The sequence below is a fragment of the Pseudoalteromonas sp. LC2018020214 genome (assembly GCF_016598755.1).
GTDB classification, from domain to species: domain Bacteria; phylum Pseudomonadota; class Gammaproteobacteria; order Enterobacterales; family Alteromonadaceae; genus Pseudoalteromonas; species Pseudoalteromonas distincta.
In genome coordinates this window covers 1,909,420-1,935,074 of sequence record NZ_CP066804.1, presented here as the reverse complement: position 1 = coordinate 1,935,074, position 25,655 = coordinate 1,909,420, and the positions used below count along the sequence as shown (strand labels likewise).

Here is a 25,655-nt window from a genome sequence, read left to right as displayed (position 1 = left end):
GAGTTACCACGTAATTGATTGATTAGTTGATAAAGTGATTGCCACAAAGTCTTCATAGCTAATTGCTTTATCGTTATCTGCTAATTTTATTGCACGTACTTGCGCGTCTTGTTCAAGCATTAACAGTGTATCTGCAAATTGTCTAAATTGTTTTTTTGCAAAGCAGGCATCACCAACAAGTAGTACCTTATCGCCTGATAAAATTAAATTCTCAAGCTGATTTGCCGAGTAATAGTTAAGCGGCTTTGAAAAAATATGTAACGTACTCATAGATTCACCACATGTTGCTGCGCTTTAATTAGTGTTTGTTGTTGACTAAAGTTAAGAGCTTTTGCCTCTATAAGTAAATCATGTTTATTTAAACCATAATCAAGCAATGATTTTTCACACACGAAAATATTTTCAACATCATATATTTCGAGTGTTTTAATATTTTTAAAAAAGTCTTTTAAGCCAATATTGTTTGGTTGTTGGTGCTTTTTTAAAGCCAAAACAGCGGGGCCACTAAACAACCAACTTACATTTTGGTCAACAGCAGCAAATATCAATGTCATATCTAGTGCATCACGAATATTTAAATCGTCAAATGGGCTGCACTGACTCATTACTAATACGTTTATCATTTAAATTGCACCCATTTATCTGCGTCGCTTGCAAGCATTGCAAATTCAGCTAACCCTGCGACTTTAAATACACCTGTGTTTTTAATATCTAACCCGCGCTTTTGCGCGGCGGTAACACACAGCATTAAATTTAAATTTTGATCAGCGAGTTGCTGCCAAAGTGCTGAAATTTGAAGCTCGTCTGAGGATAAATCAAAGTGGGTAGATGCATGATAAATACCTTGCTGGTATAAAAAAATAGCATCAATGGTGTGCCCTTGGGCTAAACATGCATTCGCAAATTTAACTATGCGTTGCGTGGTATCGTGATCGGATGGTGGTGTATGTAATGAAAGAACAAAGCGTGCCAAAACAATTCCAATAAAAAAGCCCCAATAAAGGGGCTATTTTAACAGAACTATTTAATTAGTCATCACTTGCGCCAAGTAGAGCAAGTAAAGAAGTAAATAAGTTATATACGCTTAGGTATAAAGACACTGTTGCGCGAATGTAGTTAGTTTCACCACCGTTTATGATTCGGCTTGTATCAAATAAAATCAAACCAGACATAATCAGTACAACTGCTGCATTAAGCACCATAAACATCAATGAACTGCCAATAAAAATATTAACGATGCTTGCTACAATCACAACGATTAAGCCAACAGTTAAAAAGCCACCCATGAATGAGAAGTCTTTTTTAGTATTTAGTGCATAAGCAGATAAACCAAAAAAGATAAGCGCTGTAGAACCTAAGGCTTGCATAATAAGCATTGGGCCATTAGGTAATGCAGCATAATGGTTAAGCAATGGACCTAAGCCTGCCCCCATTAAACCTGTGAAAGCAAACACCCAAAATACACCAGATGCTGTATCTGCTTTTTTATTTACAACAAATAATAAACCGAACGAAACGAGTGTAAACACAATTCCCATAAAGTAAGGTAATTGTAGTGCCATTGAAATACCGGCTGTAACTGCACTAAATGCAAGTGTCATAGCTAGTAAAAAGTAGGTGTTTTTAAGTACCTTGTTTGTTTCAATGGTAGACATTACCGGTTTCGCGGTATTGTACGATTGATTAAACGCCATTGTAGAGCTCCTTTAAGTGAAACATGTGTGTTTCGATAATTTAACTAAAATTAGATTACCAACTCTTATATGTTTGGGCAAACCTTTGTAGATCAATAGAGTTAAATATTTAAATAAAAGTATATTGACGGCTAAATTAAAAACATTTTGTTTTAACTTTAAACAAATTAATTGTTTTTTAGGCACTTAAACAATTAATTTAAAAAAAAGCTTCACAAAAGGGATGGGTTTCCCTATTATGCAGGCCGTGCGGAGAGATGGCAGAGTGGTCGAATGCACCGGTCTTGAAAACCGGCATGGGTTTATAGCCCATCTAGGGTTCAAATCCCTATCTCTCCACCACTTATTTAATAAGTGTGTGGTAATTAAAATATCATTCATTTAAATAGTTATTAGTACACTCTTACTTTTAACTTAGCAGTATCGGAGAGATGGCAGAGTGGTCGAATGCACCGGTCTTGAAAACCGGCATGGGTTTATAGCCCATCTAGGGTTCAAATCCCTATCTCTCCACCATATAACAGAATAGCCCGCTAACTTAGCGGGTTTTTTTGTGCTTGGAACAATATCAGTACACTTATACCAACCCGCAATAATACTTAATCATTTTGCGGGACTAAACGTGTCGCTCCCTGCGTTAAAAAATTCTCATTTTAAACAACTAAATAGCGAATTTATTGGCTAGCTATCAACACGTTTTTCCGCCCACAATATAGACCACTTCATTAAGCGAATTGGTATTACATCTCTTATCCCTTATTAGTAAAACCTTAAAAGCAGATAGAATTGCTCACACATCATCTTCAGATGTTAAAAAACGTTGATGTTCTCTTCCTATTTTTGTTTTTAATAAAACTACCATCACAAAAAACTTTAAATGAGTTGGAATGCACATATTAATGTGTGTTATTTTTAAATATTGGTGGATTAAAGGTATGCAAAATAGGATGTTGTGGCTCAAAGATGATCTAGATTCGAGAAAGTTAGTTGTATATCGTGCCTTCATGTTTTCGTTTATAACGCTTTTTGTACTTTTTGTATTTCAACCTTTTGGCACTTCAAGCGATACCGAGTCTTACAAGTTTCTGCGACTTTTTGGCTATGGGTTAGTAACCTTTTGTGCTTTGCTATTGTCAGGTTTCATAGAAATAGTGTTACTTAAGTTTAAGCTAAGTAAATTAAACCGTTTAATTATTATTCCTATCACATATATTTTAATTACTGCGATATTCAATCATGGGTATTTTGTGGTTGCTGTACTTGGGTCTTGGCATTGGCAGAATCAATTACTTTTTGTAGGGTATATTTTTTGTATTGGTGTATTTCCTCTTATTTTTTTACTTGTGGTAAATAGGCATGTAATAGATTTAACTAAGCCTAGTAAAGTTAGCGTTGATCAAGAGCAGTTGAGAGAAGTTGAATTAAAGACAATTACTCTCAAAGGTGATAACAAAAACGACAAAATTAACACGGCTCATCACCATATTTTATTTATTAAATCTTCAGACAACTATTGTGAAATAACAATACAGAAAGGAGCTTCAACTTCACGTAAACTATTACGTGTATCTCTTAGCGGTTTATTAAAGCAGCTTCCAGAAAATACAATCATATTACGATGCCACCGTTCTTATGCGGTCAACCTGCAAAACATTCAACACTACAGTGGTAATGCTGGAGGGTTGCAATTATCGCTACATACAATTGATATTAAAATTCCGGTGTCTCGTTCTTATGTAAAAGTAATAAAAGATGCTTTGTCATTAATCCCAAAAACATGTTAATCCCCCCTAAAACATGGGCTTTATACCTAGTCTTGTAATTGAGACCTAATAGGTCGCTTTGTATTTTTACTATTGCCAAGATTAAGTTGAAATTTACAACTTAACGAGAAAAGTAGATATGAAATACGCTATCAAGGCACTTGTAATAATTTCTATATTTGTATTTTGCCACTATGTAATGAGGCAGTTTTGGGGAGAAGGTTGGTCTAGCTGGTTGTCTGAACTTGATAATCTAACTGGCATTTTATTTACCCCCGCTAAATATACTTTTTTATATGGACCGTTAGTTATTGCGGCTATTATTTTGTTTAAACAAAGTGAACCTTTTGAATCTATAGGGCTCAATTCCTCTGGTTTTATTAACTATGCACTTGCAGCAATTATTTGTTGTACTCCTATGGCAATAGGTTATGGATTTTTGAGTGATGAACTTAACCTATCAATACCAGCAATAATAACTGGCTCAGTTTATGCGGGTTTTTTTGAAGAGCTAATTTTTAGGGCTGCATTGTTTGGTGTTTTATTTAAATATTGTAGATGGGGCTTTGTGTCAGCGGCATTAATTAGTTCAGTAATATTTGGCTTGGGCCATATTTATCAAGGCAATGATGCGATTTCTGCATTGATGGCGGTTGCAATCACTACTGTAGCAGGTACATGGTTTGCGTGGCTATATTGTGAATGTGGTTATCGTATTTGGTTTCCTATGTGGATGCATATTTTTATGAATGCAGCTTACGGAATATTTGGTATGTTGGGTGGCGCAGTAGGTGATCTACAAGGTAATTTATTTAAAGCAACAGCCATTGTGTTAAGTATTGTGTATGTTGAGATGCTAATTCGACGAGGAAAGCAGCGTGAAGTTACATTATCAAAATTATTCCAATGCACTAAAAATGGCCTTTGCACGCAACAAGTTAACTTAAATTGATTGGGAAACGACCATGCTAGAATTATTTATTGTAATAATTATATTTAGCTCACCCTTTTTGATTCTTATTATTACTAAACGTTATTTCTCCTATAAAACTACAATAATGGCAGCGCACGCAAAATTTAAAGGACTAAATAATAATAACAAGATAACAAAATTAGAGGAACAAACAGCGATGTTAAGCAAAAGGGTGGCAGTGCTTGAGGAAATAGTAACATCTCGCCATTTTGAGTTATCAAATAAAATAGCTAAGTTATAAGCATTTTGATAAGTGTGACCCAAACTTATGAGCCTATTAATAAAGTAATAGGCTCATACTGCAATAAGGTTTATTTTTAATCATAAATTACGACCATAGTCTCTGTTTCTAACCTTTAGATCTTGGTGCATGCTTTATACATAGAATTTAGATTTGTGTATTAAGGATTTTAAATGAAACATCAGCTAGCAAAAAGCGTAGGGCTTTCGTTATTATCGCCTGTTATTGTAGGCAGTTTACTTGGTGTTTATTACTCACTTACGCTTGAAGGCGAGTTTGTATCAATATTTCTTACCTTATTAATGACTGCTATATCAAATGCACACATAGTAGGCTTAACAATGGCTGCTTTTGTTGTGCCTGGGTATTTACTCATGTTTAAGTATTCTAAAGTTAATTATTCAGGGGTATTAACTCTTGGATTGTTAGGCGGAGCGATATTTAGTTACTTATTAAGTGCCACAACAGGGGAGATATTTTTGATCAATAGTGTAATGTCAGCATTCGCTGCTGGACTGTTTTTGTTTGGTCTTCGTAAAACGGCAAAAAAATAATCGCAGCATTATTAACCAAGCGCACTGATAAACGGTGTGATTTCCTTTTTTTTACCTCCAAAAGGTTCCAATTTTTCACGACAAAGAGTACCTTTAGCTACTGTATGTTTAATAAGAAGTAGTTTGGTATGCAAAAGCACGATTTTTACCAGTCATTAGTTAAGCAAACTGAATCGCTGATAGCTGGTGAATCCAATGTAATTGCCAATATGGCAAACATAAGCGCGCTGTTATTTACCTCTTTAGAGGATGTGAATTGGGCGGGCTTTTACTTTATGGATTCTCCTACTGAATTAGTACTTGGTCCGTTTCAAGGTAACCCTGCATGCATTCGTATTCCAGTAGGAAAGGGTGTATGCGGAACTGCTGCGGCAACCGAAGAAACACAATTAATTGAAGATGTTCACGCTTTTGACGGCCACATAGCCTGTGATGCAGCGTCTAATTCTGAAGTAGTTGTACCTATCATGAAACATGGTAAAGTATTTGCTGTACTAGACATTGATAGTCCGAGTATTGGTCGATTTGATGCTGACGATAAAGCCGGTCTAGAAGCATTAGTAAAATGCTTAGAGGCGAGCTTGTAATGAAAGATTTGCTAAATGTTCAAGACTACCTATTTGCTGTACAAGATGTTGGCGATTGGGAAGGCGAAGAAGAACATGTAGCGGAAACGCTCAATGATTTGATTCATATTGCATGGGATCGTCTTCCAGATGATTCAGAATGTGAATTTATTGATGAAACAATTAATGGTATTTGGGAACACCTTCGAGGTGATATGGCTGTTATAGAAGCCGATTTCGAAGAGTTGGTCGACTGGGTAACACACTACGTCGATTCGTCCCTTGATGAAAAGATGTGAAAAATAGGTTCTAAAATGGAAACCACAAACAAGCTAAAAGATATTAATGAAGTGTTGGAATTTTTATATCAAGAATTCCCACAATGTTTTAAACAAAAAGATGGCATCAAGCCGCTTAAAGTAGGTATTTTTAAAGATATTGCTGAGCGTATTGAAGGGTCTGAAAAAGTAAGTAAGACTCAAGTTCGTCAAGCGCTTAGAAAATACACGTCTAACTGGCGTTATTTAGAAGCTGTGACCAAGTCAGAGTTTCGTATTGATCTTGATGGTAATCAAGGTGAAAAAGTTGAGCAAGAGCATATCGACCATGCGCAAAAAGCATTGGAAGAAAGCCGCGCTAAAATGGCTAAACGCAAAAAACAACAGCGTCCTCGCCAAGATTCTGATTCTAAATCTTTCAAGAAAAAACCAGCTCATGCTAGCAAACCAGGCGATAAAAACGCTCCTGCAGCTAACAAACCTGCTAAAGCAGCGCCGGCTAAGCGTTCAGGAAAAATTGAACCTTTGCCAGCAACTGAGGTCAAGGTTAATAATAAGGTTAAGGTTAAACTTGGCCAAGCACTTGTAAATGCAGTAATAACTGAAGTGAACAAAGATGATGTTCATGTTGAGTTAGTAACAGGTATGCAAGTTAAAACCAAAGCTGACAGCTTATACATTGTTTAAGTTGTAATTAAATTAAGGAGTTGTGTATGAGTAAAAAGTTTACGCTCATTCCGTTAGTTGCTGCCCTGTTTTCAGGTTCATTATTTGCTGCTGTAGAAGCCGTCACTATTGACGATTTACCCCAGCTCAAGCAAGAGAGTCAACATGGTACTGCTAGCAAACGAGTGGCTAGCTTATTTGCTCGTTCACACTATACACCGGTTCGATTTAACGATGAGCTTTCTAGTAAAGTGTACGATCGTTATATCGAATCCCTTGATTTTAATAAAAGCGTTTTCTTAGCCAGTGATATCGCCTCATTTGAGCAATATCGTGATGACTTTGATAACGCTATTACTACCGGTAAATTAGACTTTACGTTTGATATTTTTAACTTAAGTCTTAAACGCCGTTTTGAACGTTACGAGTATTCACTTACTTTGCTTGAAAAAGAGATGACGTTTGATAAAAAAGATGAATACTTTTTTGACCGTGAAGATTCAGCATGGCCTGCGTCACAAGCTGAGCTTGATGAAATTTGGCGTGAGCGTGTAAAGTACGACGCACTGCGTTTAAAAATGACGGGTAAAGATTGGGAAGGCATTAAAGAGGTGCTGACCAAACGCTACAAAAATGCAGAAAAACGTTTAGTACAATCAAATTCAGAAGATGCTTTTCAAATTGTTATGAATTCGCTAGCACGCAGTATTGAGGCGCATACGTCTTATTTATCGCCACGTCGTGCAGAGCAATTCAAAATGGATATGGACTTAGAGCTTGAGGGCATTGGTGCCGTATTAAGCCCTGATGAAGATTACACTGTTATTCGCAGCTTAGTGCCGGGAGGCCCAGCAGATAAAACAGATCAAATTAAAGCTGATGATCGCATTATTGGTGTTGCTCAAGATGGCGAAGAGTTTGTAGATGTAATTGGCTGGCGTTTAGATGACGTAGTTGATTTAATTAAAGGTCCTAAAGGGACTAAAGTACGTCTACAGTATTTAAAAGGTGTTGATGCTCACGGCGCTCCGAAAGTTGTAGAAATCACTCGCGATAAAATCAGACTTGAAGATAGAGCGGCTAAATCAGAAGTATTTGAAGCAAAATACTCTGATTTAACAAGTAAAATTGGGGTGATTGAAATTCCTGGCTTTTACAATAATCTTTCGAAAGATGTAAAAGTAGAACTTGCTAAGCTTAAAGAAGAAAAGGTTGATGGTATTATTATCGACTTGCGCCAAAATGGTGGTGGTTCTTTATATGAAGCAACACAATTGTCAGGTTTGTTTTTTGACCAGGGCCCTGTTGTTCAAATTCATACCTTAAATAACCGTATTGAAGAGCAAAAAGATCGTGATGGTATAACTTACTATGACGGCCCTTTAACTGTGTTAGTTGATCGTTACAGTGCTTCTGCTTCTGAAATATTCGCAGCAGCAATGCAAGATTACGGTCGCGCTGTAATTATTGGTGAGCAGACATTTGGTAAGGGTACTGTACAGCAGCACAAAGGCTTAGGCCGTGCTTATGACCTATACGATAATGCGCTAGGCAGTGTACAGTATACTATTGCTAAGTTTTATCGTATTAACGGTGGTAGCACGCAACATAAAGGTGTTATCCCTGATATTTCGTTTCCATCAGCAATTGATCCTGCACAGTGGGGCGAAAGTAAGCAAGATAATGCACTTCCTTGGGACAGCATTGTTAAAGCGAAATATAAAAAACTAGGTAATCTAACACCTATTATTACGTACCTTGAAAAACAACACGAAGTACGAATTAAATCAGAGCCAGAATTTGGTTATGTATTTAATGACATTACCTTATACAACGAAGAGAAAGACCGTAAAACTATCTCTTTAGTTGAAGCAGACCGTATTAAAGAAAAAGATGAAGGTGAAGCACGTGCACTTGTACGTACTAACGAACGTCTTAAGCGTTTAGGTAAAGATCCGGTAGAAAACTTAGACGATATACCAGAAGTAATCGAAGAGCTTGACCCATTTTTGGAAGAGGCTGCATTAATTACTCAAGATTATATTAATTATGGTCGTATAGCTAAGAAGTAATAACTGGTTTTACCTTTGTAAAAAAGGCGCATTGGCGCCTTTTTTACTACCTAAAATTTACTAAATTGTTATAATCTTCGATTACATAAAGTTGAGCTGGATTAATGACGCTCAATTAATGCGCTTTACGTGCTAAAAATAATAATTAAACACACAGCAAGTGTGTGTAGGAGTCTCTATTTTGAAGCCATTGGAAGATAAACCAATCAAACCCGCCTCGTTTTTTGATGCATTAATTCCTATCTCTGTATTAATCTGTTTACTTGGCGCGGCTGTATACTTATTCGGTGACAACTCTTCATCCGGTCCTAACCAAATAGCACTTTTATTTGCCACTTTTGCAGCGGCTTTAATTGGTCTTAAAAACGGTTACACATGGAAAAAATTAGAACAAGCTATGATCGAAGGCATAACGCTTTCACTTGGTGCTATTTTAATTTTACTTATGGTAGGTGCATTAATTGGTACTTGGCTACTTTCTGGGACTGTACCAACTCTAATTTATTATGGCTTACAAGTTATAAATCCAAGTTGGTTTTATGCAGCGAGTTGTTTAATTTGTGGCATTGTAGCAATGAGTATTGGTAGTTCTTGGACCACGGCTGCTACGATAGGTGTTGCTTTATTAGGTGTTGCTACGGGTCTTGGACTTGAGCAAACAGTAACCGCAGGTGCAGTTATATCTGGCGCGTACTTTGGTGATAAGCTAAGCCCGCTGTCAGAAACAACCAATCTAGCACCAGCAGTTGTTGGCGCTGATTTGTTTGAGCATATTCAACATATGCTGTGGACGACAGTACCGAGTTTTGTAATTGCACTAATTATATTTATATTCATGGGCTTTAATGCAACGGCTTCAAGCGAAGCAGGGCGCATTGATGAAATAACGGCTATTTTACAGCAAAACTTTAATATTGGTTTTGAAATGCTGATCCCGTTAATCGTACTTTTAGTTTTAGCTATTAAAAAAATGCCAGCATTTCCTGCTATCTCAATTGGTGCTGTTGTGGGCGCTGTTTGGGCTATGTTGTTTCAGTCTGATCTAATTGCTAGCCAAATTGATGTTTCTCAAGGACAGCTAGTTGGCTACTTCAAACTTGTTTGGACTACTTTTTTTGATGGTTTTAGCATAAGTACCGGCGATGATAAGATGGATTCGTTACTCAGTGGTGGCGGTATGGCTGGTATGCTTACAACTACATGGCTGATTATGACTGCACTGATGTTTGGTGCCATTATGGAAAAAACAGGTCTTTTGGATATTTTTGTAAAAAGCATACTTAAAATAGCTAAAAGCACGGGGTCGTTAATTGCGGCGACAATAGCTACGTGTATAGGAACTAACGTAATAGCGGCCGATCAATATATAGCGATTGTTGTACCTGGACGTATGTTTAAAGATGAATACGAAAAACGTGGTTTGAAGCCTGTTAACTTATCTCGTACATTGGAAGATGGCGGTACAATTACTAGCCCACTAATTCCATGGAATACGTGTGGCGCATACATGCAAAGCGTTTTACTTATAAACCCTTTTGATTATGCACTCTACGCTTTCTTTAACTTAATTAACCCTGTTTTAGCGGTTGTTTATGCCTACTTAGGCATTAAAATTTTACGTATTAAGCCAAAACAATCTGCCTAATTTTAAGCAGCTCCTTTTAACTTAAAAGGAGCTGCTTTGGAGTATCTATGACTGAATCAAGTAAACCTCAAGCACAATATCTTAAAGACTATAAAGCTCCTGACTTTCTAATTGACCACACAGAGCTAACATTTGACCTACAGCCTTTATCAACCAAAGTAAGCTCTTTACTAACACTTACCCGAGTTGGTGATAAAAAAGCACCTTTAGTGCTTGATGGTATTGATTTGCGTTTACTGTCTTTATCTGTTGATACAGTTGATATAACGGATTATGAAATTGTTGGTGAGCAGCTAATAATTAATAACCTACCGGATAGTTGCCAATTAAGTATTGTGACCGAGATATCACCTGAGACGAATACTTCTTTAGAAGGTTTATATTTATCGGGCGGTGCGTATTGCACACAGTGCGAAGCGCAGGGATTTAGAAAAATCACCTATTACATGGATCGCCCTGACGTACTTGCCACGTTTGATGTAACTATTATTGCCGATAAAAAGTATCTACAACTTCTTTCTAATGGTAATCAAGTAGATAGCGGTGAAACATCAGATGGTCGTCATTTTGTGAAATGGCAAGACCCATTTAAAAAGCCGAGCTATTTATTTGCACTTGTAGCGGGCGATTTTGATGTTTTAAAAGATACGTACACGACTAAAAGCGGCAAAGACGTAGAGTTAGCATTATTTGTTGATAAGGGTAATTTATCAAAAACATCTCATGCTATTGATTCACTTAAAAAAGCAATGCAATGGGATGAAGAACGCTTTAATTTAGAGTATGACCTTGATATTTATATGATTGTAGCCGTCGATTTTTTCAACATGGGCGCGATGGAAAATAAAGGGCTAAACGTTTTTAATAGTAAATGTGTATTAGCCAATCAAGAAACAGCGACAGACAAAGACTACCATACGATTGAATCCATTGTAGGGCACGAATATTTTCATAACTGGACGGGCAATCGTGTAACGTGCCGAGATTGGTTTCAGTTATCGCTAAAAGAAGGATTAACTGTATTTAGAGACCAAGAGTTTAGTAGTGATTTAGGCTCTCGTGCACTTAACCGAATTGATGCAGTTAAAGTAATGCGTACGCATCAGTTTAGCGAAGATGCAGGCCCTATGGCGCATCCAATTCGTCCTGAAAAAGTTATTGAAATGAATAACTTTTATACTGTAACTGTATACGATAAAGGTGCTGAAGTTATCCGTATGATGCACACGTTACTGGGTGAAACTAATTTTCAAAAAGGGATGACACTTTACTTTGAGCGCCACGATGGGCAAGCAGTAACATGTGATGACTTTGTCAGTGCAATGAGCGATGCATCAGGTGTAAATTTAGAGCAATTTAAGCTGTGGTATAGTCAATCGGGTACCCCGCGCTTAAATGCAATACAACATTTTGATAGCAGTTCAAATACGTATACATTAACAATAGAACAAGCAACACCGGACAATCAGCCAGACAATAAACCACTTCATATACCTTTTGCTATTGAACTACTTGATGCGAATGGGGAAAGTATTGCTCTGCAATACAAAGGTAAAAAACTAGATCATGTGCTTGATGTAACAAGTACGACTCAAACATTTAGCTTTGACAATATCTTAGAAAAGCCCGTTGCGGTTTTACTAGAAGATTTTTCTGCACCTTGCATTTTAAATCAACAAATAACAGAGCCCGAACTATTGCATATTATGCGTTTTGCACGCAGTGATTTTTCACGTTGGGATGCACAACAGCAGCTATTTATTAAAGCGATTAAATCTCAGATTACCGACACATCTAATAGCGTGTTAAGCAGTGAAACTATAAATGCGCTACGTGTACTTATTAACACCAAAGAGGGCGATTTAGCCTTAATTGCAGAGCTGTTTAAACTGCCTAGTTTTGATACATTAGCCGCTGAATTTGAAGTAATACCTGTTGATGAGATTATTGAAATAACAGAAAAGTTTGAGCAACAAATTGCTGACGAACTTGCTGATGAACTGCTTGCTTGTTACGAATCTCTTGAAGATGATGGCAGTATAAGTGCAAGCTCCGTTGCTAAGCGCGCTTTAAAACAAATATGCTTGCATTATTTGGCTAAAACTCAAAAGCCAGAGGCTGTAAGCTTTATTAAAGAAGCCGCGAGTTCGACTAATATGACCAATGTACTTGGTGCACTAAGCGCAGTGGTAAAAGCATCCCACCCTATACAAGAAGAGCTTTTGAATCATTTTGATAGTCGATGGCGCCATGATGTTTTAGTGATGGATAAGTGGTTTGCACTGCAAGCTATGCAGTCAGGCAATAAAGCTATAGATAATATTAAGGCACTTTACGAACATCCGTGTTTTGATTTTTCAAACCCGAACCGTGTACGTGCACTTGTAGGAAGCTTTAGTCACTTTAATACAGCACAATTTCATCGCTCAGATGCCCAAGGCTATACGTTATTAGGTGACTTACTAATAAAACTTAATGCAATTAATCCACAAAATGCGTCTCGTATGCTAACACCGTTCATGTCATGGAAGCGTTACGATGATGTTCGCTCTCAAGCAATGAAACTGCAATTACAACGCTTAGCTAATCTAGATGGGCTAAGTGCTGATTTGTATGAAAAGGTTGAAAAAGCGCTCGCATAAATGATTGAGTATTATTTTACCTTAAGATTGAGCTATAACGAGTGCATGGATTACTACCATGGCCGTTTTAGCTCTTTACAAGTTGTAGAAGATGGCGGTAAAACGATTCGTTTTGCTGCTACACATTTGAGGCCCTTCATTTCAAGTTTAGGTGTACGTGGCCGTTTTAGACTCTTATTAACCCCCGAAAACAAGTTTATCCGCCTAGAGCGAGTGGCCTGACACTCGGTTTTTATGTTATATATACATAAAAATATTGTATTTTTGTTAATTTCAATTTGTCCTATTGTTAAATTACGTGTATAAATTATCTGGTACGACGTCTTACCAATACGTAAGCGTCAACCAAAATATAAAGTATACGGAAGATTAGAGCGAGTATTTGTAATTTCACTGATTCGCTTCTATCGTTATGATTACACTAAAAACAATAACTTGATCACACAAAATGACCCGCGACAGGGGGGAACCAAAATGATAAGAAGATCGCTTTTTGTTAAAAATAGAATCGCTATAGGTATAGCAGCCGCTAGCTTAGGTTTATCTGCAGCAAGTACACAAGCTGTAACATTTGAAGCTGGAGGTTTTGATATTACCTTCGATTCAACCTTTTCATATGGGCAAAGTGTTCGGGTAGAAGACAGAGACTTTAGCCTAATTGGTAAAAGTAACAATCCGGCATTTGATTGGACAGGTTACAACCCTGCGCTAAACAACACTATTTACTCATCTCAAGATGTATGGGCTCAACCTGGCTCTTATTCAAATAATGGTGATGCTGGTAATTTAAATTTTGACAGTGGTGACTCATTTTCAAAACTTTTGAAGGGAACACACGACCTTTCAATAAATAAAGATAACTACGGTTTGTTCACTCGCTTCATGTATTTTTATGACTTTGCGTTGATGGATGGCAATCATGCATATTCAAATCCTACATCAGGGCAGGGGGTTGATCCGTGTGATGATAAAGACACTAAAGCGCAAAGTTGTGCAGATATTCGTTTATTAGATGCGTTTGTGTGGGCTGATTTTGATTTAAATGATGGTAATAACCCTTTATCTGTCCGTTTAGGTCAACAAGTAGTTAACTGGGGTGAGAGTACACTTATATCTCATGGTATTAACGTAAACCCAGTTGATATTGACCGATTGAAAGCGCCAGGTGCTGAGCTTAAAGAAGCATTTATACCTGTAGGCATGCTTTGGGCATCGCTTGGCATTACTGACAACATTACCCTTGAAGGTTTCTACCAATACCAATGGCAAGAAACGCGTTTACCAGCAGCTGGTACGTATTTTTCGACTAATGACTTTGCAGCAGAAAATGGTTATCAGCAGAATGTTCAATTAGGTTTTACGTCTAATCCTGATATTGATGTCGCTTTTTTAACAGATAGCTTGAATAACTTAACATCTGATTTTGCATTAGCCGCAGCAGCACAAGGTATTGATCCTTCAAGTGCAGAAGGAAGTGCTTTATTAGCTCAAATGTATCTTGCATACCCAACTAAAGTTGCTTTAAAAGGTAAAGGGGATAATGGTAAAACAGAGCCTGAAGATGGCGGTCAGTATGGTTTACGTTTAGGTGTATTTTTACCTGAATTTAATGATACTGAGATTGCACTCTATCATGTGAATTACCATAGCCGTCGTCCGCTTATATCTGGTCGCGTATCAAACTTTTCACAAGCTGCAATTGCCCAAGATTTAGCGATGATCATGACAACAGAAATCACGTCAGATAATGTTGCTGATTTAACTGCTTTTTCTAAAGCTGAAAACGAGTACCCTGAAGATATTAAGTTATATGGTTTAAGTTTTAATACGACTATCGGCGAAACAGCCTTCGCGGGTGAATTTGCTTTTCGCCAAGATGAACCGCTACAAATTGATGACGTAGAGTTACTTTACACAGCTATGCCTGAACAATTGGCGGTTGCTGGTATTCGTCCTGATTTTGCGGGTATTTCGCAAATGAGTATAGGCGATGCGGTAAGCTCAGTTGGTGCAGGTGAAGTTGCCAAAGGCTACATTGAACGCGATACATCACAAATTCAATTTACAGCAACACATTTATTTGGTCCTTCATTAGGTGCTGATAGCTGGGCTGTAGTTGGTGAAGTGGGTGCAGTTAAAATTCACGATATGCCTGACTATGATGAAATGCGTTTAAATGTATCAGGTACTGGCCGTAGTGGCACAATAACAGGCCCAGGTACTACTGATTATTCAACATTGCAACTTGGTCTTTCAAATGGCGCTGAAGAAAAATCATTCGCTACAGCATCGTCTTGGGGTTACCGCCTAATTGCTAAAGGCGATTACTTCAACTTTTACAAAGGTATTAACTTTTCACCACGTTTTGTATTTTCTCATGACGTAAACGGTAATACACCAGATCCTATGTTCTTATTTATTGAAGATCGTAAATCTTTAGGTGCTACGATGAACTTTAACTACCAAAATGCGTGGTCACTTGATGTGAGCTATAACTCGTTTTGGGGCGGTGGCGGTGTTAATACATTCTCAGACCGCGATTACGTTTCTTTTAACTTAAAATATTCTATTTAGGGGTAACATTACTATGATTAAAAAACCTACCCTCATCGCTACAGCATTTTGTAGTTTGTTTGCAAGCAGCGCAGCTTTGGCTAAATTAAGCGCTGATGAAGTTGCTCAATTAGGTCAAAACTTAACACCAATGGGTGCAGAAAAAGCTGCGAATGCTGATGGTTCTATTCCAGCGTGGAATAACGGAATTACAACAGCGCCTGCAGGTTATGAAGCTGGTATGCATCACCTTGACCCATTTGCGACTGACAAAGTACTTTTCACTATCGATAAAAGTAATATTGAAAAGTACAAATCCAATTTAAGTCCGGGTCAAATTGCTTTATTTGAAGCATACCCAGACACATTTAAAATGCCAGTGTATGAAACACGCCGCTCAGCTTCTTACCCTCAGTTTGTTTATGACGCAACTAAAAAGTTTGCATCAACTGCTGAATTAATCGAAGGCGGTAACGGTATTAAAAATACGGCGATTGGTATCCCTTTCCCTATCCCTAAAACAGGTTTAGAGGCAATTTGGAATCACTTATTACGTTACCGTGGCCAGTCTATTGAGCGTTTTGGTGGTCAAGCTGCACCGACTGCATCTGGTTCTTACAACTATGTTGGTTTTGATGAGCAGCTATTAGTTAAATACTCAGACCCAAGCGCTACACCAGCAGAGCTACAAGACTCAAACATTTTGTTTAAGTTTAAACAAAGCGTTACAGAGCCTGCACGTTTAGCGGGTACTGCATTATTAGTTCATGAAACAATGGACCAAATATTAACGCCGCGCCAAGCATGGACTTATAACTCGGGACAACGTCGTGTTCGTCGTGCACCTAATGTTGCATATGATGCACCAGGCACAGCTGCAGATAGCCTGCGCACTACCGATGATTTTGATATGTTTAATGGCTCACCAAATCGTTACAACTGGACGCTAAAAGGTAAGCAAGAGTTATATATACCTTACAACAGCTACAAACTTCATAGCGACAAGCTAGAGTACGATGATATTTTAATGCCTGGTCATATTAACCCAGAACAGACACGTTACGAAAAACATCGTGTTTGGGTTGTTGAAGCTAACTTAAAAGATGATACACGCCATATCTATAAAAAGCGTGTGTTTTACATTGATGAAGATAGCTGGCAAGTACAGGTAACTGATATTTATGATAACCGCGACCAACTTTACCGTGTAGCAATGGCTTATGGCCTTAACTATTACGAAGTACCTACACAGTGGAGTACGCTTGAGGTTTATCATGATTTGAATTCTCGTCGTTATTTAGCAATTGGTTTAGATAACCAAGAAAAAATGTACGATTTTTCACAGTCATTTAACGATAACGAATTTACTTCAAGCGCTTTACGTCGCGCAGGTAGATAGTATTAAACTAGGCACTTAACAATTTGTTAAGTGCCTTTTCCTTTCTCATCGCGTTTGTCTTACAGCGCGCAACGCACTCCCTAGTAAAAAGACAAACAACTCTCTCGTACAAGGCGATTAAAATTTATGAAGTATTTGGTATATGCCAGCCTGATAATAAGCGGTGCGAGTGTTGCACAAGAAGCCCCTAACAATGCAATCAGTGCAACAAATGCAGCTAAAACCTTACTCACCGACATAACTAACACGGGTAATGGCTTAATTGCTGTTGGTAAACACGGTACTGTTATTAAAAGTACATCGGGTGATTCATGGCAACAAGCTGAGCTAGTTCCAACTCAAGTGCTCTTAACTGCCGTTGATTTTAGTAACGAAAATAATGGATGGGCGTGTGGCCACGATGCAACAATCATAAATACTACTGACGGTGGCGTTAATTGGCAGCTACAACAAGCATTACCTGAATTAGACAAACCATGTTTAGATATTTTATTTGAAGATGACTTAAAAGGTTTTGCAGTGGGCGCATATGGCATGTTTTATCAAACTACAGACGGTGGTCAACATTGGCAAAAACGCTTTTTAGATTCGCTACTTTTTAGTGATGATCGTGATTACTTAAACGATTTAAAAGAAAATGACCCACAAGGATACGAAGCGGAAACTGCTTCTATTTTACCGCACTTTAATCGCATAGAAAAAACAGACAATGGATTAATGCTCGTTGGTGAAATGGGTTTAATGGCCAGAAGCATTGACGATGGTCAAACTTGGCAAAGAATAGAAGAAGTTTATCCCGGTTCATTCTTTGCTGTTGCCTCTGATAGCACTCAAGAAATTGTGGCGGGGCTTCGAGGTAATGTTTTTGCAAAGCAAAGTGGCGAAAAGCAGTGGCAGCATTTTGAAAATGTTAAAACAGCGACGATTAACAACATCATTAATTATAATAACAAACAATGGCTCATGCTCGCTAATAGTGGCGTTATTTTTCATCTTCAAGATGGGTTACTCACCCATGAGCAGCTTGCTGACGGTAAAGCGATTCTTGATGGTGTAATTTTAGATAACAGATTGATCATGGCTACAGAAGATGGCATTAAAGTGAAGGAGTTAACCCCTTAATGCATAAGTTACTCGATTTTATTGAAAAGGCGATTTTTAGACATCGCTTAATTATGGTTATAAGTTTTGCACTTATAACCTGTTTACTTGTATTTAAAGCGACTCAAATTCAACTTGATGCATCGTTTAATAAAAATATCCCGTTAAATCACGATTACATGAAGGTATACACTAAACATGAAAAACAGTTTGGTGGTGCAAACAGTATTTTAATTTCAGTATGTGACGACAGCGGAGATATATTTAATCCAGAATTTTTTACTCAATTAAAAGCGGTTCACGATCAGCTTTATTTTATTCCAGGTGTAAATCGTCCTTTAGTGAATTCTATATTTTCACCTAGTGCTCGCTTTGTAGAAGTAGTAGAGGATGGCTTTGCCGGTGGTCCAATTATTCCTGCAAACTTTAAAGCAGATACGCGTGGATTAGGTGTAGTAAAGGAAAACATTGAAAAAGCAAAAGTTGTAGGGCGTATGATTGCCAGCGATTACTCGTGTGCAATGGTAACGGCTCAACTTTTAGAAACAGATCCTCAAACACAACAAAAATTAGACACATTAGCTTTTGCACAAAAGCTAGAAAGTGATTTAAGAGAGCCTTTAAGTACAGACAAAGTAAGTATTCATATTATTGGCTTTGCAAAAATGGCTGGTGATATAGCTGAAGGCGCAAAAGGGGTAGTCGTATTTTTTGCCATTGCTATCGCCTTTACCTTTATTATGGTTTGGCTATTTTGTGGCAGTTTAAAGCTAACTATTTTGCCTATCGCGTGTTCTATTATTGCCGTTATTTGGCAATTAGGCCTGCTTTCAAGTTTAGGGTTTGGACTAGACCCTATGTCTATTTTGGTGCCGTTTTTAGTCTTTGCTATTGGTGTAAGCCATGGTGTGCAGATGATCAATGCGATTGGCAAAAAAGTAGGTGAAGGAAAAAGTACGCGAATTTGTTGTCAGTCAAGTTTCAGGGCTTTATTAATACCAGGTGGTATTGCACTGCTTTCAGACACCGTAGGCTTTTTAACGTTACTTACTATTGATATTGGTATTATCCGCGAACTTGCTATTACAGCGAGTTTAGGTGTGGCAGTAATTATATTTACAAATTTAATTTTGCTGCCAGTTTGGGCGTCGTACATGAACTTTGAAAACAGTGTACATATTCAATCTGGTGATGCTGAGAAGCCTAATATACTTGATAAGATCAGAGACATTTTAGTAAAAGCAACCGATCCTAAAATCGCTAAAATGATTATCGGTTTTACTCTTGTTTTATTTGCTCTAGGCTACTGGCAAGCAGATAAAATGCGTATAGGTGACTTACACGCAGGCGCACCATCTCTGCATCAAGATGCCCGTTACAACCAAGACACGTTTTTAATATCGGATAAGTACACTATCTCATCTGATATTTTAAAAGTAATTGTAGAGGCGTATCCTGCAGCATGTACTGAGCATGATGTGATGGAGCGTATAAGCCGTTTTCAATACAAAGTTGAGAATGTTGCCGGTGTGCAGTCTGCTGTAAGTTTGAGCTCTGTAGCTCAATCGGTTAACGCGGGCTACAACGAAGGCAATTTAAAATGGCAGAGTTTGCCAAGAAATTCAGCAAGCTTAGTACAGTCAACGTCTCGAGTTGAAACTAGTACAGGTTTACTTAACGGTGATTGTTCTGTTATGCCAGTGATTATATTCTTAGATGATCATAAAGCACAAACTATCGATACCGTAATTAAGAGTGTTAAGCAATTTGCACAAGAAGAGGGCACTGATAAATTAGCATTTAAATTAGCGTCAGGACCTGTGGGCGTAATGGCCGCGACTAATGAGTCTGTATCAGAAGCACAAATACCCATGATGCTTTACGTTTATGGTGCCGTTATTATTTTATGTTTAATGAGCTTTAGAAGCGTAAAAGCAACAGTAGCCGTGGTATTACCGCTTTATATCGTATCAACACTTGCCCAAGCACTTATGGTACAACTGGAAATAGGCTTAACAGTGTCTACTTTACCTGTAATTGCATTAGGTGTAGGTATTGGTGTTGATTACGGTATTTATATACTGTCGTCGATGATGGGGCAGCTTAAGCAAAACGTACCGCTTAGTGTTGCTTATCGTAATGCGCTTGTTGAGCGTGGCAGCGCAGTTCTATTTACTGGTATTACATTAGCTATTGGTGTGAGCACTTGGATATTTTCAGATCTTAAATTCCAAGTTGATATGGGTATACTATTAACCTTCATGTTTTTAGTGAATATGTTAGGTGCAGTGTTGTTATTACCCGCAATTGGCAGCCTCCTCTGGACTGACCAGAAAAAATAATGTGAATACTTTTGCTCCTAAATGGCCAGTAATGGCCATTTATATCTATATTTTGTGAATAGATGACCAAATAGCTGAAATGCTTAAAATGTTTTCATCGAAAAGGCTGTTTATTAGCTGTAAAAGGGTTAGAATTTAACTGACTCCACGCTAATAATACGCTGTACAAATATTCTGCTTTTAGCAGTAATAGATTAAGGAACATACAATGACACGAAATGAAGGCCAAGCCTCGGTTATCCTAGATAATGTCTGTAAGCTGATCCAGAAAAAAGTTCGCGCTGATAATGTGTTACTCGTTGAGAAATTCGCCAAAGCCTTGTACAGCAATATGTCTAAAGAGGATTTGGCAAACCGCAACGATAGTGACCTATATGGCGCAGCATTAAGCCTTTGGAACTCGCTAGAAAAAAATACTACTGACGACGCTGTTATCCGCGTTTTCAATCCAGAAGTGGCAAAAGATGGCTGGCAGTCATCACATACAATCGTTGAAATTATCACTAAAGATATGCCGTTCTTAGTTGATTCTGTTCGTATGGCCATGACTCGTGAAAATATCGCCTCTCACTTATTACTTCACTGCCCATTAAAAATTAAGCGTGATGAAAACGCTAAAATTTCTGGATTATCAAATTTAAAAGCAGAGCAAGAATCTTCATCTACTAAAACAGTATTTTTTATTGAAATTGACCGTCAAACAGATTCTTCTGTGATTGAGTCTTTCAAAAAAGAATTAGAGTCTGTGCTTGTTGATGTATCAGTTGCTGTTGATGATTGGCAACCAATCCGTAAAAAATTGATTGCAGTGACTAAAGAGTTACCTAAACGTCATCATAATAAAAGTAAAGATGAAGTTTCAGAAACAACTGAGTTTTTAGATTGGTTAGCTAAAGATAATTTTACCCTAATGGGTTACCGTGAATATGAGTTAAGCCCAGTTCAAGGTGATTACCAACTAAAAGGTAAAATGGATACAAGCCTAGGCTTGATGAAAAACTCGACTGAAGAACACACTCGCTTATTATCAGAATTACCTGAAGTTGCACGTCAAGAAGCTCGTAGCAGCAACCTACTGATTTTAACAAAAACTAACTCTGTTTCTCGTGTTCATCGTCCAGCTTACATCGATTATGTAGGCATTAAGCGTTTTGACGATGAAGGCAATGTAATTGGTGAAGACCGCTTTATCGGTTTATTTTCATCAAGCTTTTACAATAACAGTGCTACTGATGTACCTGTGTTAAAAAGTAAAATTAATCGCATTATGGAAATGTGTGATTTTGCTAAAGGTACTCACGCTTACAAAGCTGTTTTAAATATTTTAGAAACCTACCCACGTGATGAGCTAGTTCAAGCGCGCGAAGGTGAGCTACTTGAAGTTGCTATGGGTGTGTTACAAGTACAAGAGCGCGATATGTGTCGCTTGTTTGTACGTAAAGATGCGTATGGTCGTTTTTTATCTTGTATGGTTTATGTACCTCGCGAGCGTTATAACACGGCTCTTCGTCGTGAAACGCAAGATATATTAGCTAATGCATTTAATTCTGACGATAAAGTCGAATTTACTACTTATTTCTCTGAGTCAACACTGGCGCGTACTCATTACACCGTTCGTGTGACCGACAACAAGATCGAATATAACGTGAAAGACATCGAAAACAATTTAGTAGAAGCTGCACGTACGTGGGAAGATAAACTTCAATCTGCTCTTTTAGAGTCTGCGGGTGAAGCTCGTGGTAACGATTTAAATCGTAAATACTGTAACGCGTTTGCACGCTCATACAAAGATGAAGTGCTTCCAAGTGCTGCGGTTGTTGATATTGAAAAGTTAGAACTACTTAGCGATGAAAACAAACTAGAAATGCTGTTTTATCGTCCTCAAGAAGAAGCAAACAGCAATATTGTACGATTAAGCTTATTCCATAAAGATGAGCCGATTCACTTATCTGATGTCATGCCAATGCTTGAAAACTTTGGCCTTCGCGTTGTTGGTGAAACACCATATTCAGTTAAAACTAGCGATGGTCGTATCAACTGGATCATGGACTTCTCGATGCTTATTGACAGCAAAGGGATGGCGGATTTTGATAAAATCTCAGCACGTTTTCGTGCTGCATTAACAAATGTTTGGGGCAACCGCCTTGAAAACGATGGTTTTAACCGTTTAGTGTTAATGGGTGGCTTAACAGGCCGCGAAGCCTCTATTTTACGTGCGTACGCTAAATACATGCGTCAAATTGGTGTAACGTTCTCACAAAGCTACATAGAAAGTACATTTGCAAATTATCCAAATATCGCAGCGCAAATTGTTAACTTGTTTGCTAAAAAGTTCTCAGTTAAAAGCCCTGCAAGTGCTAAAACACTTGAAAAGCTAAGCACGCAAATTTATTTAGAGCTTGAAAATGTAGCAAACCTTGATGATGACCGTATTATACGTTTATACGTAGATATGATTGTTGCGACGCTGCGTACTAACTATTTCCAAAAAGACGATGCTGGACAGTTTAAGTCTTATGTGTCGTTTAAAATACAACCTAGCTTAATCCCTGATGTACCACTTCCTTTACCTGCGTTTGAAATTTTTGTTTATTCTCCGCGCGTAGAAGGTGTGCATTTACGTTACGGCAAAGTAGCGCGTGGTGGTCTGCGTTGGTCTGACCGTCGTGAAGACTTCCGTACTGAAGTACTTGGCTTAGTTAAAGCACAACAAGTTAAAAATACGGTAATCGTACCTGTTGGTTCTAAAGGTGGCTTTGTATGTAAACAACTACCGACTGAGCGTGAAGCGTTTATCAAAGAAGGCCAAGAGTGTTATAAAATCTTTATCCGTGGTCTTTTAGATATTACTGATAATATTGAGCGTGGTGAAATAGTACCAGCGCGCGATGTTGTTCGTCACGATGAAGATGATGCTTACCTAGTAGTTGCAGCCGATAAAGGAACTGCTACTTTCTCTGATATCGCAAATGGCATTGCTAACGAATACAATTTCTGGCTAGGTGATGCATTTGCATCTGGTGGCTCGGTTGGTTATGACCATAAGAAAATGGGTATCACAGCAAAAGGCGCATGGGAGTCAGTTAAACGACATTTCCGTGAAATGGATATTGATTGTCAAACTACCGACTTTACAGTCGTAGCAATTGGCGATATGGCAGGCGATGTATTTGGTAATGGTATGCTGTTATCTAAGCATATTCGTCTACAAGTTGCCTTTAACCATATGCACATTTTTGTTGACCCTAATCCAGATGCTGCTACATCTTACCCTGAGCGCGAACGTTTATTTAATATGCCGCGTTCTTCTTGGGAAGATTACAATAAAGAGCTAATTTCTGCCGGTGGCGGTGTGTTCTCTCGTGCAGCTAAATCAATTACGCTTAGCCCAGAAATGAAAAAAATGTTGGGCACTAAAAAAGCTAGTATGACACCAAATGAGTTAATGAAAGCCTCATTAATGATGGAGTTTGATTTACTGTGGAATGGCGGTATTGGTACATACATTAAACACTCTAAAGAAACTGATGCCGATGTAGGGGATCGTGCAAACGATGCACTACGTATCAATGGTAGAGATTTAGGCGCTAAAATAATAGGTGAGGGCGGTAACTTAGGTGCAACGCAATTAGGTCGTGTTGAATTTGCAGCTAAAGGTGGTCGCGTTAATACTGACTTCATTGATAACGTAGGGGGTGTTGCCTGTTCAGATAACGAAGTTAACATTAAGATTTTACTTAATGGCTTAGTTGCTGAAGGTGACCTAACACGTAAACAACGTGATGAGCTACTTTACTCAATGACAGATGAAGTTTCTGAATTAGTATTAAAAGACTGTTACCGTCAAACACATACTATTTCAATTACGCAGTCTAAAGGAACTTCAACGCTCAAAGAAAAGATTCGCTTTATTCATGCGCTTGAAAAAGAAGGCAAGTTAAACCGTGCTATCGAATTTATTCCAAGTGATGAAGAATTGGCAGAACGCGCCGCTGCAGGTAAAGACTTGACTCGTCCTGAGCTTTCAGTGCTAGTGTCTTACGCAAAAATGGTATTAAAAGAGTCTTTAGTAAGTGATGAAATTACTGAAAACCCTTACTATCGCCAATTGCTTGTTAAGTCATTCCCACGCCCATTGCGTGAGAAGTTTAACGATGCGATGAACAACCACCCACTTCGCAAAGAAATTATTGCAACTAAACTTGCTAACAGTATCGTTAACGATATGGGTTTAAACTTCATGGTACGTATGCATGAAGAAACCGGTGCTAATGAAGCTGAGATAGCAATGTGTTACTCAATTGCTAGCGAAATATTTGAAATGCGTGAAACATGGTCTTCTATTAGTGCACTTGATAATAAAATACCAGCAGCAGTTCAAACTGAAATGCTTTACCAACTTCGTCGTACTGTGCGCCGAGCAACGCGTTGGTTCTTACGTCATCGTAATAAGTCACAAACGATTGAACAAGGAATTGAATTCTTTGCGCCAACCTTTAAAGATTTAAGCGATAACTTAAATACGTATATGATTGAAAAAGAAAATGATCGTATTGTAATTGAGGCCAATAAGTTAATTGACGCGGGCGTTCCAACAGATATAGCTAATCGTATTGTTTCTTTATCAAGCTTATTCTCTGTGATGGATTTAGCAGAAGTTGCGAATAGTTCAGGTAAGAGTATTTCGATGGTGTCCAATACTTACTTTAAACTAGGTGCAAGAATGGGTCTGCATTGGTTCTTAGAGCAAATAACTAAGCAACCAGTAGCAAATCATTGGCAAGCACTTGCTCGCTCGTCTTATCGAGAAGAGCTTGATTGGCAGCAACGTACGTTATCTGAAGTTGTATTAAATAGCTTTGAAGGTGATGAGAGCGATGTTGATAGTCAAATAGACGAGTGGATGGATAGCCAAGATTTATTACTTCAACGCTGGAAACAAATGCTGGCTGAGTTTAAAACATCACAAAGCCACGACTTTGCTAAGTTCTCGGTAGCACTTCGTGAACTTATGTTGTTAAGCCACAATTGTGATACGTCAGGAAAATAATTTAGCTTTAATCAGTTAATTGTTTAGTAAATAAATAACTGATTGTTAAAATTGTTATACAATACCTCAGCCTTGTCTGAGGTATTTTTTTGTCTAAAATTTAAAAAGAGGATTAT

At 38.0% G+C, this 25,655-nt stretch carries 20 protein-coding genes and 2 tRNA genes; 18 read left to right on the top strand and 4 right to left on the bottom strand.

The features are described 5' to 3' along the window. Positions 1–3: 3 nt before the first annotated feature. Genes JG479_RS08560 through JG479_RS08545 form a run of 4 tightly spaced genes read right to left on the bottom strand, consistent with a single transcriptional unit; the run spans position 4 to position 1,694 of the window. Positions 4–270, bottom strand: a complete 267-nt coding sequence (locus tag JG479_RS08560; RefSeq protein WP_200218679.1) for a DsrH/TusB family sulfur metabolism protein — start codon at positions 268–270, stop codon at positions 4–6. After that, entirely contained in the window at positions 267–623 is a 357-nt protein-coding gene (gene tusC / locus JG479_RS08555) for a sulfurtransferase complex subunit TusC (RefSeq protein ID WP_002962696.1), read from the bottom strand. The genes JG479_RS08560 and tusC overlap by 4 nt, the downstream gene beginning before the upstream one ends. Then, the gene (gene tusD, locus JG479_RS08550; protein ID WP_024607063.1) at positions 620–973 is read right to left on the bottom strand and encodes a sulfurtransferase complex subunit TusD; all 354 of its coding nucleotides are present in this window, start codon (positions 971–973) and stop codon (positions 620–622) included. Before tusD ends, tusC begins: the two co-directional genes overlap by 4 nt. A gap of 55 nt (positions 974–1,028) precedes the next feature. Further along, entirely contained in the window at positions 1,029–1,694 is a 666-nt protein-coding gene (locus JG479_RS08545; RefSeq protein ID WP_008133668.1) for a Bax inhibitor-1/YccA family protein, read from the bottom strand. A 251-nt stretch (positions 1,695–1,945) separates the two neighbouring features. On the opposite strand from JG479_RS08545, the gene JG479_RS08540 reads away from it, so the two are divergent. The 18 genes from JG479_RS08540 (at position 1,946) to JG479_RS08455 (ending at position 25,539) form a co-directional block, all read left to right on the top strand. After that, positions 1,946–2,036: transfer RNA gene (locus JG479_RS08540), tRNA-Ser, on the top strand. Between the two features lie 83 nt (positions 2,037–2,119). Continuing rightward, positions 2,120–2,210 (top strand) — tRNA-Ser (locus JG479_RS08535). Positions 2,211–2,581: 371 nt separating this feature from the next. After that, complete coding sequence (locus JG479_RS08530; RefSeq protein WP_234047840.1) at positions 2,582–3,478, top strand: LytR/AlgR family response regulator transcription factor; 897 nt, start codon at positions 2,582–2,584, stop codon at positions 3,476–3,478. A gap of 118 nt (positions 3,479–3,596) precedes the next feature. Further along, positions 3,597–4,409: a CPBP family intramembrane glutamic endopeptidase gene (locus JG479_RS08525; protein ID WP_200218676.1), complete on the top strand. Its 813-nt coding sequence runs from the start codon at positions 3,597–3,599 to the stop codon at positions 4,407–4,409. A 13-nt stretch (positions 4,410–4,422) separates the two neighbouring features. Beyond that, positions 4,423–4,671: a hypothetical protein gene (locus JG479_RS08520; RefSeq protein ID WP_138489135.1), complete on the top strand. Its 249-nt coding sequence runs from the start codon at positions 4,423–4,425 to the stop codon at positions 4,669–4,671. A 173-nt stretch (positions 4,672–4,844) separates the two neighbouring features. Beyond that, entirely contained in the window at positions 4,845–5,225 is a 381-nt protein-coding gene (locus JG479_RS08515; protein ID WP_002961912.1) for a hypothetical protein, read from the top strand. A gap of 128 nt (positions 5,226–5,353) precedes the next feature. After that, the gene (locus tag JG479_RS08510) at positions 5,354–5,812 is read left to right on the top strand and encodes a GAF domain-containing protein (protein WP_138489133.1); all 459 of its coding nucleotides are present in this window, start codon (positions 5,354–5,356) and stop codon (positions 5,810–5,812) included. Continuing rightward, the gene (locus JG479_RS08505) at positions 5,812–6,090 is read left to right on the top strand and encodes a hypothetical protein (RefSeq protein WP_002961910.1); all 279 of its coding nucleotides are present in this window, start codon (positions 5,812–5,814) and stop codon (positions 6,088–6,090) included. Before JG479_RS08510 ends, JG479_RS08505 begins: the two co-directional genes overlap by 1 nt. Positions 6,091–6,105: 15 nt before the next feature. Continuing rightward, positions 6,106–6,756, top strand: a complete 651-nt coding sequence (gene proQ / locus JG479_RS08500) for an RNA chaperone ProQ (protein ID WP_002961909.1) — start codon at positions 6,106–6,108, stop codon at positions 6,754–6,756. A 26-nt stretch (positions 6,757–6,782) separates the two neighbouring features. After that, positions 6,783–8,807 carry a carboxy terminal-processing peptidase gene (gene prc, locus JG479_RS08495; protein WP_138489132.1) on the top strand — a complete coding sequence of 675 codons (2,025 nt, stop codon included), beginning with the start codon at positions 6,783–6,785 and terminating at the stop codon, positions 8,805–8,807. 181 nt (positions 8,808–8,988) lie between these two features. Further along, positions 8,989–10,452, top strand: coding sequence for a Na+/H+ antiporter NhaC (gene nhaC, locus JG479_RS08490; RefSeq protein ID WP_002961908.1), 1,464 nt, complete (start codon positions 8,989–8,991; stop codon positions 10,450–10,452). A 47-nt stretch (positions 10,453–10,499) separates the two neighbouring features. Beyond that, positions 10,500–13,094 (top strand): aminopeptidase N, encoded by a 2,595-nt coding sequence (gene pepN / locus JG479_RS08485; protein WP_200218674.1) that lies wholly within the window; start codon positions 10,500–10,502, stop codon positions 13,092–13,094. Then, entirely contained in the window at positions 13,095–13,316 is a 222-nt protein-coding gene (locus tag JG479_RS08480) for a DUF2835 family protein (protein WP_010552655.1), read from the top strand. It abuts the gene before it with no gap. A gap of 252 nt (positions 13,317–13,568) precedes the next feature. After that, complete coding sequence (locus JG479_RS08475) at positions 13,569–15,668, top strand: DUF1302 domain-containing protein (protein ID WP_002961905.1); 2,100 nt, start codon at positions 13,569–13,571, stop codon at positions 15,666–15,668. 13 nt (positions 15,669–15,681) lie between these two features. Next, on the top strand, positions 15,682–17,046 hold the full coding sequence (locus JG479_RS08470; RefSeq protein WP_200218670.1) for a DUF1329 domain-containing protein: 1,365 nt from the start codon (positions 15,682–15,684) through the stop codon (positions 17,044–17,046). A 126-nt stretch (positions 17,047–17,172) separates the two neighbouring features. Beyond that, on the top strand, positions 17,173–18,168 hold the full coding sequence (locus JG479_RS08465; protein WP_200218667.1) for a WD40/YVTN/BNR-like repeat-containing protein: 996 nt from the start codon (positions 17,173–17,175) through the stop codon (positions 18,166–18,168). Continuing rightward, positions 18,168–20,489, top strand: a complete 2,322-nt coding sequence (locus JG479_RS08460) for an efflux RND transporter permease subunit (RefSeq protein WP_200218664.1) — start codon at positions 18,168–18,170, stop codon at positions 20,487–20,489. Before JG479_RS08465 ends, JG479_RS08460 begins: the two co-directional genes overlap by 1 nt. A gap of 208 nt (positions 20,490–20,697) precedes the next feature. Then, the gene (locus tag JG479_RS08455) at positions 20,698–25,539 is read left to right on the top strand and encodes an NAD-glutamate dehydrogenase (protein WP_002961899.1); all 4,842 of its coding nucleotides are present in this window, start codon (positions 20,698–20,700) and stop codon (positions 25,537–25,539) included. Positions 25,540–25,655 lie beyond the last annotated feature (116 nt).